The following is a 12,695-nucleotide window of genomic DNA, read 5'->3' on the forward strand; positions in this document are numbered from 1 at the left end:
ACATGCCGTAGCCGGCGCGTGGCGAAACGTGGCCGGCGCGGCAGGACAGCGCGACGCCGAGGTCAGTACAGCAGAAACGCCGCACGTTCGCGCGCGAACGCTTCATTCCGTGCGTCGACCACCCGTTCGATCTCGCCGAGCGGCCGCCCCGCATCCAGCATGTCTGCCACTTCGCGCGAGCCGATCGACGCGCGGATCGCATCGATCCGGAATTGCACCGGATAGCGCCGACGCAACGCCAGCGCGAGCGCCAGCCCGATTTCACCCGGCCGCGTCGCGCCGGGCAGCCGCTGGATGCGCACGCCTTCGCACAACCTGCCGCGGTACGGCCCCTCCGCCGGTACGAACCGGACCGGCGTGAACGTCGCACCGAGCCCCGTCGCGCGAAGATCGTCGGCGAGCACGCGCCCGTCGATCCACGGCGCGCCGACCACGCCGAACGGCGTCGCGGTTCCGCGCCCCACGCTGAGTGCCGCCCCTTCGATGAGCCCCGTCTCCGGATAGAGCGACACGGCAGCGCCATCCCGCAAATTCGGCGACGGGGGCACCCAGCCGAGCCCGGTGTCGTCGAAACGCATCGCGCGCGCATAGTTCGCCATCGGCACCACGGTGAGCGCCGCGCCGATATGCAGGCGCGCATTGAACAGCCGCGCGAGCTCGCCGAGCGTCATGCCGGGCTGCAGCGGCAACGGGTAATACCCGGTGAACGTCGCCGGCTCCGCATCGGCCACGGGGCCGCCGACCACGTCGGCGCCCAGCGGGTCGGGGCGGTCGAGCACGAGCACCGGGCGGTGCGCGGCGGCCGCTGCCTCCAGCGCGTAGCCGAGCGTGGCCAGATACGTGAAGAAGCGCACGCCTGCATCCTGCAGGTCGATCACCAGCACGTCGACGTCGGCGAGCCGCTCGGGCGCGATCCTGCGCCGGTCGCCGTAGAGGCTGTGAACGGTCACGCCGGTCGCGGCGTCGGTCGTGTCGCCGAACGTTTCGTCGACGTCCGTGCCGAGCCCGTGTTCGGGCGCGAACAGCGCGACGAGCCGCGCGCCCGGCACCCTCGCGAGCAGGTCGGCCGAACGCCGGCCGAACCGGTCGAAGCCGCTCCTGTTGGTCAGGAGTGCGATGCGCTTGCCGGCCACGGCGGCGAAGCCGCTTGCCGCAAGCACGTCGATACCGGCCAGCACCGACCCGCGCGAAACCGGCAACCGGCCGGCCTGTGCGACGGCCGCGGCCATCGTCGGCACCCGTGTCGCGATCTGCAGTGACGTCACCGGCGCGGCCGCGCTCGATACGAGGCCGACCACGAGCGCGCGCAGCGGCATCGCGGTGCCGGTTTCGTCGGGATACAGCCGGCTCGTCAGCACGATCGCGAAACGGCGCGTCACGGGATCGATCCACAGCGCCGTGCCCGTATAACCCAGATGCTCCAGCGCACCGGCCGGCGGCAACCGGTAGCGGTTCGCCACGAGCGGCGGCCCGACACGCCAGCCGGGCGTATGCCAGTCGCCTTCGGCGTCGAGCGTGGCCGGCGTCTCGAGCACGGCGACACTGCCGTCGCCGAGCACGCGTGTCTCGCCGAGCGTCCCGCCGTTCAGCAGCATGCGCGCGAAACGCGCCAGATCGCCGGCACTCGAGAACAACCCCGCATTGCCCGCGACACCGCCCATCGCCGCCGCGACGGGATCGTGCACGCGCCCCCTGAGCAACCGCCCGTCGCGAACGAGCGTCGGCGCGACGCGTGCCCGTATCGCCGCGCCCGGCCTGAAGGTGGTATCGGCCATGCCGAGCGGCGCGAACACGTGACCCGCACACCATGTGTCGAGCGGCTGCCCCGACACCCGCGCGACGATCTCGCCGAGCGCCACGTAGTTGACGTCGCTGTAGCGCACACGGGTGCCGGGCGGCTCCGCGGGCGTCATCGCGACGATGTCGGCCAGCACGGCCGCACGGCTGCGCAATGCGCGCGACGACGACACGCCGGCCGGCAGGCCCGACACGTGCGCGAGCAACTGGCGGATCGTGATCGTGTCCTTGCCGTGCGCCGCGAATGCGGGCCAGTAGCGCGCGGCCGGTGCGTCGAGGCCCAGCAGGCCGCGCTCCGCGAGCTGGAAGATCGCGACTGCCGTCGCCACGGGCTTGGTCAGCGACGCGAGATCGAAGACGGTATCGGCCGTCATCGCCTCCGCGTGCTCACCCGTCACCCGCAAGCCGCGCGCCACGCGTACCTGCACGCCGTCCGCGTCGCCGGTCACGACGACCGCGCCGGCAAGATGGCCGTCGGCGATTTCGGCCGCGATCGCCGCATCGATCGCGGCGGCCTGGCGTTGCGGCGCCGTGGCCGTCGCAGTCGCAGTCGCAGTCGCTGGTGCCGATACCGTCGCCGATGCCGATGCCGATGCCGGTGCCGTCGCCGGTGCCGCGTCGCGCACCGCGCGAGCGCCGGCCGGCGCCAGCGCGAACAGCAGCGCACCGGTCAGCGCGGCAGCGCAGCGGGATCGTAACGATTGCGCGGATTCCACAGCATCCATCCATCCGTGCCGGCCGCGTCCGCGGCGTCGACCTGCGCGCGGATGTCTGCCGCATCGAACGCGCGCCGGTCGAACGCATAGTCGCGAAATGCCTGCAGCCACGGCCGGAACCGCACGCCGTCGAGCCCCGTGCGGCGCATCGCTTCCGCGAGCGACCGCCCGACGATCTCGCCGGGATGGTCGGTCGGCTTGCGGCAGCCCGGCAGCCCCCACGTGAAGCCCGACGGATACAGCATCGGCGAAATGTAATCGACCAGCCCGCCCAGCGAGCCGAGCCGCTGCCCGATCTGCGTGTCGTCGGCATTCCAGCACACGTAGCCGAAGATATCGGCCGACAGGTAGCGGTTGTAAGGCCGCAGCCGGGCGCGCGCGCCCTCCAGGAATCCGGTGATCGCGGCCACGCGGTTCGCCTCGGTGTTGGGTTCGTGGAACCTCAGGCCGCCCGCATCCGGAAAGCGCAGATAGTCGAACTGGATCTCGTCGAAACCCATCCGCGCGGCCTCCTCGGCCACATCGAAGTTGTGTTCCCACGCGGCGCGCACGGTCGGATCGATCCAGCGCAGATGCTCGCGATCACGCCAGATTCCACCGGCCGCGTCGCGCACGGCCCAGTCGGGATGGGCGGCCGCGAGCGGATCGTCCTTGAATACGACGATGCGCGCGATCAGGTAGAGCCCGCGCAGGTGAAATGCGCGGATCAGCGCCGGCAGGTCCGCGACGCGCGGCCCCGGCTCGCCGCTCGCCGCGCCGATCGCTTCGCGTGCTTCGCTGCGATACGGCGTCATCCCGCGATCGCCCTTCACGTCGATCACGAATGCGTTGACGGCCGTGCGGCCCGGGAGCGCGAGCGCCGCGTCGCGCAGCGTGCGATCCGCGACACCGTAGACCGACAGGTAAACGGCCTTCGGACGGAACGGGACGAGCCGCACCGTGCGTGCCGTCTCGCCGGCGGCGAGCACGACCTCCGCACGTGCATAGCCGGGCGCGGTCACGCTGAGCGTCACGTCGCCCGCCGGCGCGGCAAACATGCCGGCAGCCGATGCAACCAGGCTGCTGCCCGACGCATAACCGAGCGCACCCGACACCGGCCGGCCGCTGCCGGCATCGACGACCGTCACCGGGACGGTTCCGGCCCGGGCGGCGACACACGCGAGCGCCAGCAGCATGCCCGCCAGCACGCGGCCGAGCGTCGCCGCGCCCAGCCACCCGCGTCGAAACGGCTCGTGCCGGTGTTGCCCGGCACGCGGCCAATGAACGATTGCCCGATTCTTCAATGCACACCTCGCGACGCGAATTCCTGCGGACATTGTTGCGAATCCGCCGCAACGCCGCGTGAGGCAGATCAACGGCACGCGCTGCGCCGCCGCCATGCGCGTCTAGGGCGTGCCTGCGCCCGGACAACCGCTGCAAAGCCGCATCACATCGCGCCGGTCCGGGTTCCGCCAGTAGAACCGCATATCGACGGCGCCGTGCGCCGGCACGACGACGTGACGGACTTCGTGGACGGCCCGATCGCGCGCCGATACCGTATATCGCCCCGGCGGCACGCGCGCGAACAGGAACGGGCCGGCCGTGTGCGCGTCGAGGATGGTCGACTTGCCGGACGCCAACGTGACGTCGATGTCGGACAGGTAATGACCGGCCTTCGTCGTGAACGTGATCCGCAGGTTGTAACGCGGCGCAGCGGCGCGAAACGCCGCGACTTCCTCCTCGCCGACGCCGCCCGTGATGTACACGGCACCGTTGCGCTCGACCGGCTCGGGCAGCGCTTGAGCCGGCACGCTCGCGGCGGCGGCCATCAAACAGGTCGACAGCAGTAGCGACCCGACGATTCCAGTCCGCATTTCGTTCTCCCGATTCAGGCACGCGGGTGGCGATGCGGCTCGTTCGTCCGGGCGCGTCACGGCCGGCGTGCCGCGACGTGACGCATTCGCATCGTTGACGACGCCAGCGTCGCGCGGAACGTCGATTTCCCGTTGATGCAGGTCAAGCGCCCCCGACCGGCCGGCGGCGCGGCGTGCCGGCTCGCGGCTCACGATGGGGCGACGCGGCGGGCCCGCACGGCGCACGACGCGCCACGCACGGCGGTGCGGCGCCATTGTCCGTTCCGGCTGTCAGCCGATATTGCGCGGCGTGTCGGAAAACGCCGACACGGCGGCCCGACGTCGGACAGCAAGCTCAGGCCGCGCTGATTGTCCGGCCATGTTCCGCCGCCAATACTGGAGACGTGACAGGACGCAACGCGTACCGCGGCTCGCAAGCAAGTATTCCGCACGGCCGCCACCGGATCCAGGAGCTGGCCATGACTCGCCCGAACACAGCCCACGCCGACGATGCCGCGCCGCACCGCGACCTTCCGGTCGGCGCCCACCTCGTGACCCGGCGCCCCGGTTACGTTCACCACGGGATCTACATCGGCGACGGCAACGTGATCCACTACGCGGGCCTGGCACGCAGTCCGGGCGGCGGCCCGGTCGAAGTCGTCTCCCTCGACGACTTCTGCGCCGGATTCGGTCTCGCGATGGTCCGGCACGCGCGGGCTCCGTACGACGGCACGGAAGCGGCGCGGCGCGCAACCTCGCGCCTCGGCGAATGCCGCTACCGGCTGCTCACCAACAACTGCGAGCACTTCTGCCTGTGGTGCCTGTTCGGCGTCGGCAGGAGCGAGCAGGTCGCGTCGTGCCTGCGCAACCCGCTTCACGGCATCGCGGTCGCCGCCGTGCTGCTTGCGTGCGTGCTGGCCGGGCGGCTGCATCCGGCATCCGTCGAACGCACGCCGGCCCCGCATGCCTGCACGGCCTAGCACGACCTGAATCGACCTGACGCCCCCGCCCGTCACCCGCGTGGTCGAAAGGCAGCATGCACCCGCCCCCAGCGTTTCGCCTGCGCGATCGCGATACGGATCGCGCTGCCCTCGGCGCGCCCTTGCCGCAGCAGCGCGTTGGCGATCTCGATCGCCTTGCCGCGAACCGGCGGCGGCAGGTTCCGCATCGACGGCGGATAGCGTTCGTCATTCCACGGCATGGTCGATCCGGCTAGTAGAGGCCGGCAGAGGCCGGCCGATCCCGCCGTGCCGGCCGGCGGGCATCGCGGCAGGAACGCAGCGACGATGCAGCGGGCTCCACGGGATGCGGCCCGGCGTGAACCCCGACGGAGACGACATCGGCAAACGACCGCGGTAACCCCGCGATCCGCTGACTGGTCACGGGTGCTCCCCGGCGGTTTGCAGCAATCCGTTCATGCATCGCGTGCCGCACGCGTCCGTCATCAGATAGCGCGGCAATGCCATCGGGGGATCGGTCGGTCGAACGGGGCGGCCATCGATCGTGAACGCCGCGACATAGCCTTCGCGAGCGGCCAGCCGGTCGGTCTGCGCATCATGGACGCCGAACGGCCAGGCCAGCAGCCGGATCGGCCGACCGGTTTCGGACTCGAGCCGCTCGCGCGACCGGCCCAACTGGAACGAGACGAATCGTTGGTAATCCGCTTCAGTGCGCCGCGCGCGCTCGGTGGCGAAATTCGGATGCCAGTAGGTATGCGACTCGATATCGTATCCGCCGGATCGGCCGAGCGTGCGCAACTGATCCCACGTCATCGCGTAGCGGGCGTTGGAAATCGCCGACGGATAGATGAACAGCGTGACCGGCACTGGATGCGCCGCCAGCAGCGGGCGCAGCACGTCGTAGACGGAACGGTGACCGTCGTCCACCGTGATCGCGACCGCGCGCGCCGGCAGCGCATCCGTCTGGCCGTCGTGCCAGCGCACGACGTCGGCGAGCGGCACGATACGGTAGCCGCTCGCCTCGATCGCGTGCAGTTGCTCGATGAATGTCCCGGTGCGCACCGTCATCGAATCCAAGCGTTGCGTCGCAAACCGGTGATAGACGAGTATCAGCACGCGTTGCAACACGGGCGCGACCGTGCCGGCGCCGGCGGACGCCATCCGCGGCAGGCACGACAGCAGCAGCAGGCAGACGATCGCGCGCAAGCTCATGCCGCGCCTCGCGCCATGGCCGTGCCGCGTGCCTGCGCAACCAGTTCCGCATGAATCCGTTCGACGTCCTCACGTGTACACAGTGCCGTACCGGGATGCTCGACCGACGCGGCCGATGCCGCCAGCGCATACCGGCACGCGTCGTCGAACGGCACGCCGCGCGCCAGCGCCCAGATCATCCCGCCGACGAAACTGTCGCCGGCGCCCACCGTGCTGCACACGGCCGCGGGCCTGCCCGGCAGGCGCAGCGCACGCTCGCGCGTGACGACCCATGCGCCGCGCGCGCCGAGTGTCAGCGCAACGATGTCGGCGCGCCCCTGCGCGACGAGCTCGCCTGCCTTCCGGCATGCCGACGCTTCGTCGAGCGGTTCACCGGCCAGCGCGCTCAGTTCGTCGAGGCTGGGCTTCACGAGATGGACACCGGCGTCGAGGGCGGCGCGCAGCGCCGGGCCCGCCGCGTCGACGACCACCCGGCTGCCGTTCGCGGCGGCCGTCCGCGCGAGCGTCGCATACAGGTCGTCCGGCGCGCCGGGCGGCAGGCTGCCGCTCAGCACGAGATAACGCGGCGCGGGCTGCAAGGCCGCGATGCGGGCCGCGCAGTCGCGCCACTCGGCGGCCGTGACCGACGGCCCCGGCATCAGGAAACGGTATTCACGCCCCGTCGCGGTCTCGGTCACGCACACGTTCTCGCGCGTCTCGCCGGCGATCCGCAGGCGGACGGACGGCACGTGTTCGGCTTCGAGCAGCAGCGTCAGCACGTCGCCCGTCGGCCCGCCCGCCAGGTACAGCGCAACGCAGTCGCCGCCGAGCCGGTGAACGGTCCGGGCGACGTTGATCCCGCCGCCGCCCGGGTCCCGCCTGGGTCGCGCGCAGCGCAGCTTGTGCGTATCGACGATATGTTCGACCGACGTCGAGACATCGACGGCAGGATTCAATGTGACGGTAACGATCTCGGTCATGGCGCGTGGTCGGTGGAAGACACGATTCGCGGGCTTGCGCGGCGCCCGCCCGCGGCCGTGCCGCGTTCCGGCCATCGGCGCAGGCCAGCCCTCACACCACCTTACGCATGCCCCTTCGCACCGCGTTGACGACCGTCAAACGATGCCGCAACCGCGCCGGATTGCGCTCGATCAACGACGCGGGCGGGCAGGCCCTTACAGTGAGTCATCCGTCGTCGCCGAGCCCCGCCATGGACGAGCAGCCGCTTTGCACCACCGTGCTCGCCGAGCGCTATGCGCAGCCCGGCGAAACGTCGCGCGCGGCCGTCTTCCAGCGTGTCGCCCATGCACTGTCACTCGCCGAGCCGCCCGCGCTGCGCGCCCGGGCCGAGCGCACGTTTTTCCTGAACCTGCAGCGCGGCGCGATCGGCGCCGGCCGCATCATGGCGAATGCCGGCTCGACGGCAGGCGGCACCATGATCAACTGCTTCGTCCACCCGCTCGCGGTTCCCGTGGAGATGCCGCTGCAAGGCACCGACGCGGCGCTCGCGCAGGCGCTCGACGACGCCCGGCTCACGCTGCTGATGGGCGGCGGAATCGGCTACGACTTCTCGCCCGTGCCGCCCGCCGGCGCGTACGAACGCCGCCTGTCGGCCGAACGTGGCGCCTGCGCGGCGATCGACCGCTTCGATGCGATGTGCCGCACGCTGCCGTTCACCGGCCCGCGCCGCGGCGCGCAGATGGGCGTGCTGCGCTGCGATCATCCGGATCTGGCCGCGTTCGTCACGGCCAAGCGCGGGCGATCGCGCTGGCCGACCTTCAACCTGTCGGTCGGCATCACGGACGCGTTCATGGAAGCGGTCGCGCACGATCTGCCCTGGGCGCTCGTCCATCACGCGCCGCGCCACGCAGCCGACGCTGCGTCGCTCCGGCGGCAGGACGGGCGCTACCTTCATGCGACGGTGCCTGCTCGCAAGCTGTGGCAAACGATCGTCAACGCCGCACGCGACAGCGCCGAACCCGGGCTGCTGTTCCTCGACACGATCCGCGACGCGAACCCGCTGCGCGAGCACGAGCGGATCGACGCGACGAACCCGTGCGGCGAACAGCCGCTGCCGCCCTACGGCAGCTGCGTGCTCGGGCCGATCGACCTGTCGCGGTTCGTGCATCATCCGTTCGGCATCGGCGGCGAGCCGCGCATCGATTTCACGGCGCTTGCCGACGCGGTGCACGTCCAGGTGCGCCTGCTCGACGATGTGCTCGACCTCACCGCATGGCCGCTCGCCGCGCATGCACGTGAAGCGCAGCGGACACGGCGCATCGGTGTCGGCGTGACGGGCCTGGGCGACGCGCTGACGATGCTGCGGCTACGCTACGACAGCGTCGAGGCGCGCGCATGTGCGCGCAGCATCGCGCTGACGATGCGCGAGCACGCGTTTGCCGCATCGGCCGCGCTGGCCGCCGAGCGCGGCGCGTTTCCCGCCTACGATCCGGCCGCTTACCTGACCGGCCCCGCCTACCGGATGCGGCTGCCGCTGAAGGTGCATCACGCGATCGACCGGCACGGGCTGCGCAACAGCCATCTGCTGTCGTTCGCGCCGGCCGGCAGCGTGAGTCTCGCGTTCTGCGACAACTGCTCGAACGGCATCGAGCCGGCCGTCGGCTGGACGCAGCGCCGGATGGTCCGCACGGCAGACGGGCAGGTGCGCGCGTTCCGGGTACAGAACCATGCTTACCGGCTGTTTCGCGCGCTGCATGGCAACGGCGTCGGGCTGCCGGACTATTTCGCTACCGCGGCCGAGATCGCACCGCTCGATCACGTCGCGATGCTCGCGGCGCTCCAGCCCTGCGTCGACGCCGGCATCTCGAAGACCGTGACGCTGGACAGCCAGTGTTCGCTGGCGCAGGTCGACGCGCTGTTCTTCGCGGCGTGGCGCGACCGGCTCAAGGGCATCACGGTGTTCCGCCCCGATCCGCGGCTCGCGTCGGTCGTTACCGACGACACCGCGCAACCGCGCGACGGCGCGGTCTGCATCGGCTGTTGAGCGGCCCGCTCGCCAGTCGCGCGTCAGGCCGACGTATCCGTCGCCGCTACCGGCTCCGCATCGGCTCGCGCCGGCCCGGGCGCCGCACCGCGATCGTCCGGCGGCGTAATGAGCGCCACCAGCGTGTCGTGATCGATCGACTCGTGTTGCAGCAGGCACCGCGCGATCCGTTCGAGCGCGTCGCGATGCTCGCCGAGCGTCGCCGCGACGCGGACGTGCGCGTCTTCGAGCAGCGCGCGCACCTCCTCGTCGATCAACTGCGCGGTGTGTTCGCTGCACCGGCCGTCGCCCGGCGTCCACACGCCGGGTGAACCGCCTTGCGGCGTCGCGTCGTCCAGCGTCGCCAGGCCGAGCTTCGCGCTCATCCCGTACTGCATGACCATGTGCCGCGCCAGCGCGGTCGCTCGCTCGAGGTCGTTCTGCGCGCCGGTCGATACGTCGCCGAACGCGATCTCCTCGGCGACGCGGCCGCCGAGCAGGACGTCGAGCCGGTCGAGCAGCTCGCTCTTGCGCAGCACGTAGCGATCCTCGGTCGGCACCTGCTGCGTGTAGCCGAGCGCCGCGATGCCGCGCGGGATGATCGACACTTTCTTCACCGGATCGCAATGCACGCGGCTTTGCGCGACGAGCGCGTGCCCCGCCTCGTGGTACGCGATGGTCCGCTTTTCCTCGTCGTTCATCACGCGGCTCTTGCGCTCCATGCCCGTCATCGCGCGATCGATCGCCTCGTCGAAGTCGGCCATGCCGATCGCCGGCTTGCCGAGCTCGGCCGCATGCAGCGCGGCCTCGTTGACGACGTTCGCGAGATCCGCGCCGACGAAGCCCGGCGTGCGCTGCGCCAGCTCGGCAAGATCGACCTCCGGGGCCAGCTTCACGCGCTTCGTGTGCACGGCAAGGATCTGCTTGCGGCCGTTCAGGTCGGGCCGGTCGATCGCGATGTGGCGGTCGAAGCGCCCGGGCCGCAGCAATGCCGGATCCAGGATCTCCGGCCGGTTGGTCGCGGCCATGATGATCACGCCCGAATTGGCCTGGAAGCCGTCCATCTCGACGAGCAGCTGGTTGAGCGTCTGCTCGCGCTCGTCGTTGCCGGACATCAGGCCGACGCCGCGCGCCTTGCCGAGCGCATCGAGCTCGTCGATGAACACGATGCACGGCGCCTTCTGCTGCGCCTGCTCGAACAGGTCGCGCACGCGTGCCGCGCCGACCCCGACGAACATCTCGACGAACGCCGAGCCGCTGATCGTGAAAAACGGCACGGCCGCCTCGCCGGCCACCGCGCGCGCGAGCAGCGTCTTGCCGGTGCCGGGCGCGCCGACGATCAGCACGCCCTTCGGGATCTTGCCGCCGAGCCGCTGGTAGCGTTCGGGGTTGCGCAGGAACGCGACGATCTGCTGCAGTTCGGCCTTCGCCTCGTCGATGCCGGCGATGTCGTCGAACGTGATGCCGGTTTCCTGCTGCACGTACACGCGCGCCTGACTCTTGCCCATGCCGCTGAAGTCCCGGACGCCGCCCGGCCTGCGCATCATGAAGCTCCAGAACGTCACGAGGACGATCACCGGCAACATCCACCCGGCAAGCGTTTCCAGCCAGCCCGAATCCGGCACGCCGCGATAGCGGATGCCGGCGGCCGTGAGTTCGGTGACGAGACGATCGTCAGCGACCCGGTTGGTCGTGAAGCGCCACGGCGGCCCGGCCTTCTTCACGGCGGCCGCGTCGGAGGCCGGCAGGTTCGCGGCGGCCTCGGGCATGCGCAGCACGCCCGAAATCGACGACTGGCCGATGTCCAGATCGTCGACGAGCCGCGCGTCGACCAGGCGGTGAAAGTCGCTGTACGGGATCGACGTCGTTGCCGGCCGGGCCATCAGAAGCTGATACGCCACCAGCGCGGCAAACACGAACGGGATCAGCAGTCCGGAATAATCGAATGATTTTTTCATCGTATCGGGCCCGCTCGCCGGCCACACCTCCGTTCATGCGTCGTTGCGCGTCCATTGCGCGCGCAGGATGTCCTCGCCATCGCGATAGTTGAGTGCGAGATCGCCGTGATGCGCATGCAGCAACGCTTCCGCCAGCCGTCGCACCATGTGCACGCCCGTCGTACGGACGACGACCGTATCGGCGGATTTCTCGATTTCCATGATGCGTTCGAGCGCGTGCTCGCTCGTCTCCAGAATGGCCTGGCGCTCGAGCAGGTCGAGAATCGTCGCCCGGTGCGCGCACAGGTACGCGCCGTGCAGCACCAGTTCGCCCGCCGGCAGGTTTTCCCGCATGCGCCTGCAGGCCGGGCATTCGAGCTGGCGCCGATCGAGCGGTGTCGCGTACCACGTCCAGCGGCCCGCGTCGCAGACGGCGCCGCAGCCTTCGCAGATCCTGTCGCCCTTCGGCCGCTTCGGATCGCGGTAGCTGTCCTTCGTATGCGGCTGCATGCGCCTGTCGTGGCGCAGAGGGTGTCGGCCGGGGCCGGAATTCGAACGGTTCATGACTGCTTCTCCTCGCAGTGGACAGCACTGGCGAGCCGTCAGCCGACGGTGAGCCGGTCGACGACCTCCCTGACGCCTCTCACCGATCCGGCCGCACCGCACGCGGCGCGCCTTTCGGCGAGCGACGCGACCTTGCCCGTCAACGTGACGATGCCGTCGGCCGCGTCGATCGCAATTCCCGCGGATTCGCGCCGCGCGCGACGCGCAAGCGCTTCGGCGATCCGCGTGCCGACGTCCGGCACCGTGTGGTCCGTTCGCACGCGGATCCGGTTCGCGACGCCGACGACGCCGATCATCCGGCTGACCATCTTTTCCGCCGCCCGGCTCTGGTATGCATGATCGACTTCACCGTCGAGCGTCACGCAACCGTGATCGACCTCGACGCGAATCTTGTGATCGCGCAGCGCCTCCTGCCAGCCGAGCGCGAACGTGATCGCGATCGCCAGTTCCTGGTCCGCGCACGCGTTCTCCGGCGGCGCGACGTTCAGTTCGAGCACCAGCGCGCGCGCATCCTCGACATGCAGCGCCGTTTTCTGCGCCTCGAGTTTCTGGGCCCAGCTGTCGACCGTGCCGCGCAACGTCACGATCCGGTCGTGTACGTCGACGTCGATCCGCCGTGCATCGACCGCCGGATTCCAGAACAGCGCCTGCTCGACATCCTGCTTGAGTGCCGCATCGGACTTCATTGCCGTCTCCTGTCGGGCCGTGCCGGTCGC

Annotated in this window: 11 protein-coding genes; 2 read left to right on the plus strand and 9 right to left on the minus strand. The window is 70.5% G+C overall.

What is annotated here, in order from left to right:
* Nucleotides 1-62 precede the first annotated feature (62 nt).
* The 3 genes from AB3K92_RS04925 to AB3K92_RS04935 all read right to left on the minus strand — a co-directional run bounded on the left by AB3K92_RS04925 (nt 63) and on the right by AB3K92_RS04935 (nt 4,366).
* Entirely contained in the window at nt 63-2,522 is a 2,460-nt protein-coding gene (locus tag AB3K92_RS04925) for an exo-beta-N-acetylmuramidase NamZ domain-containing protein (RefSeq protein ID WP_369464556.1), read from the minus strand.
* Nucleotides 2,468-3,688: a putative glycoside hydrolase gene (locus AB3K92_RS04930; RefSeq protein ID WP_124625997.1), complete on the minus strand. Its 1,221-nt coding sequence runs from the start codon at nt 3,686-3,688 to the stop codon at nt 2,468-2,470. The genes AB3K92_RS04925 and AB3K92_RS04930 overlap by 55 nt, the downstream gene beginning before the upstream one ends.
* A gap of 210 nt (nt 3,689-3,898) precedes the next feature.
* Nucleotides 3,899-4,366 (minus strand): hypothetical protein, encoded by a 468-nt coding sequence (locus AB3K92_RS04935; protein ID WP_059491922.1) that lies wholly within the window; start codon nt 4,364-4,366, stop codon nt 3,899-3,901.
* Between the two features lie 458 nt (nt 4,367-4,824).
* Between AB3K92_RS04935 and AB3K92_RS04940 the strand changes: the two genes are divergently transcribed.
* Entirely contained in the window at nt 4,825-5,325 is a 501-nt protein-coding gene (locus AB3K92_RS04940; RefSeq protein WP_051392386.1) for a lecithin retinol acyltransferase family protein, read from the plus strand.
* A 32-nt stretch (nt 5,326-5,357) separates the two neighbouring features.
* Here the strand turns inward: AB3K92_RS04940 and AB3K92_RS04945 are convergent, their stop codons facing one another.
* The 3 genes from AB3K92_RS04945 to AB3K92_RS04955 all read right to left on the minus strand — a co-directional run bounded on the left by AB3K92_RS04945 (nt 5,358) and on the right by AB3K92_RS04955 (nt 7,475).
* Nucleotides 5,358-5,546 (minus strand): hypothetical protein, encoded by a 189-nt coding sequence (locus AB3K92_RS04945; protein ID WP_021163500.1) that lies wholly within the window; start codon nt 5,544-5,546, stop codon nt 5,358-5,360.
* A 178-nt stretch (nt 5,547-5,724) separates the two neighbouring features.
* On the minus strand, nt 5,725-6,516 hold the full coding sequence (locus AB3K92_RS04950) for a polysaccharide deacetylase family protein (protein WP_369464557.1): 792 nt from the start codon (nt 6,514-6,516) through the stop codon (nt 5,725-5,727).
* Nucleotides 6,513-7,475 carry a 1-phosphofructokinase family hexose kinase gene (locus AB3K92_RS04955; protein WP_059491913.1) on the minus strand — a complete coding sequence of 321 codons (963 nt, stop codon included), beginning with the start codon at nt 7,473-7,475 and terminating at the stop codon, nt 6,513-6,515. Before AB3K92_RS04955 ends, AB3K92_RS04950 begins: the two co-directional genes overlap by 4 nt.
* Before the next feature lie 230 nt (nt 7,476-7,705).
* Here AB3K92_RS04955 and AB3K92_RS04960 point away from each other — a divergent pair, with 230 nt between their 5' ends.
* Nucleotides 7,706-9,499, plus strand: coding sequence for an adenosylcobalamin-dependent ribonucleoside-diphosphate reductase (locus tag AB3K92_RS04960; RefSeq protein WP_059863843.1), 1,794 nt, complete (start codon nt 7,706-7,708; stop codon nt 9,497-9,499).
* Between the two features lie 23 nt (nt 9,500-9,522).
* Here the strand turns inward: AB3K92_RS04960 and ftsH are convergent, their stop codons facing one another.
* The 3 genes from ftsH to AB3K92_RS04975 are packed head-to-tail and all read right to left on the minus strand — an operon-like array spanning nt 9,523 to nt 12,665.
* The gene (gene ftsH / locus AB3K92_RS04965) at nt 9,523-11,436 is read right to left on the minus strand and encodes an ATP-dependent zinc metalloprotease FtsH (RefSeq protein WP_059484444.1); all 1,914 of its coding nucleotides are present in this window, start codon (nt 11,434-11,436) and stop codon (nt 9,523-9,525) included.
* Between the two features lie 33 nt (nt 11,437-11,469).
* Nucleotides 11,470-11,979, minus strand: coding sequence for a BCAM0308 family protein (locus AB3K92_RS04970; RefSeq protein ID WP_059484443.1), 510 nt, complete (start codon nt 11,977-11,979; stop codon nt 11,470-11,472).
* Between the two features lie 38 nt (nt 11,980-12,017).
* Nucleotides 12,018-12,665 carry a BON domain-containing protein gene (locus AB3K92_RS04975; RefSeq protein WP_048028642.1) on the minus strand — a complete coding sequence of 216 codons (648 nt, stop codon included), beginning with the start codon at nt 12,663-12,665 and terminating at the stop codon, nt 12,018-12,020.
* Nucleotides 12,666-12,695 lie beyond the last annotated feature (30 nt).

This window comes from Burkholderia sp. Bmkn7, assembly GCF_041103175.1.
GTDB classification, from domain to species: Bacteria; Pseudomonadota; Gammaproteobacteria; order Burkholderiales; family Burkholderiaceae; genus Burkholderia; species Burkholderia cepacia.